The organism is Vibrio sp. 811 (assembly GCF_033339195.1).
The window spans coordinates 1-539 of the sequence record NZ_JAWOUB010000852.1 but is presented as its reverse complement, the minus strand read 5'-3'; the positions used below and the strand labels follow the sequence as shown (position 1 = coordinate 539).

Sequence of the window (539 nt, the reverse complement as noted above, 5' to 3'; positions counted from 1 at the left end):
TATCCGCAGACATGCTGGTTTGTTTGATTTCGGCTTGTTCGTTCTTTTGTGACATGGTTGCAGCAACGAGCACCCCACCAACAAGCGTTAATGCGATAAAAATACTGTGCCAACCAAAGCTATCCGCTAAAACCACACCCAGTTGAGGCGCAAGTGCTGGTGATAGTGCCACCAACGGCATGATGGTGGCAAAAATTTGCTGGCTACTGCTGGAGTAACGCTTGATTACCATCGCTTGCCAGATAACCGCAGGAGCACACACGCCGATTGCTTGCACAAAGCGCAGTGTCAGTAGCTGCCAAACTTCATCGCAGAATGCTAAGCCGAATGAGGCAATGGTAAAGAGCACCAGACCTGCGGCCAGCGTATTGCGGTGACCAAATTTATCCGATGCCAATCCCCACATCAACTGACCAAAAGCCATACCTACAAGAAATACGGTCAGAGAAAGTGCGATTTGTTCGGGACCTGTAGCAAAGTCGATTTCCATCGCTTTGAACGCAGGTAAGTACATGTCAGTGGCAACAAAGCCAAGCATG

The 539-nt window shown here is 49.2% G+C and carries 1 protein-coding gene; it reads right to left on the bottom strand.

Annotation, left to right across the window (positions count from 1 at the left end):
* On the bottom strand, window positions 1-538 hold a 538-nt coding region (locus tag R7Q46_RS29760; protein ID WP_318078666.1), incomplete at its 3' end, for an MFS transporter.
* Window position 539 lies beyond the last annotated feature (1 nt).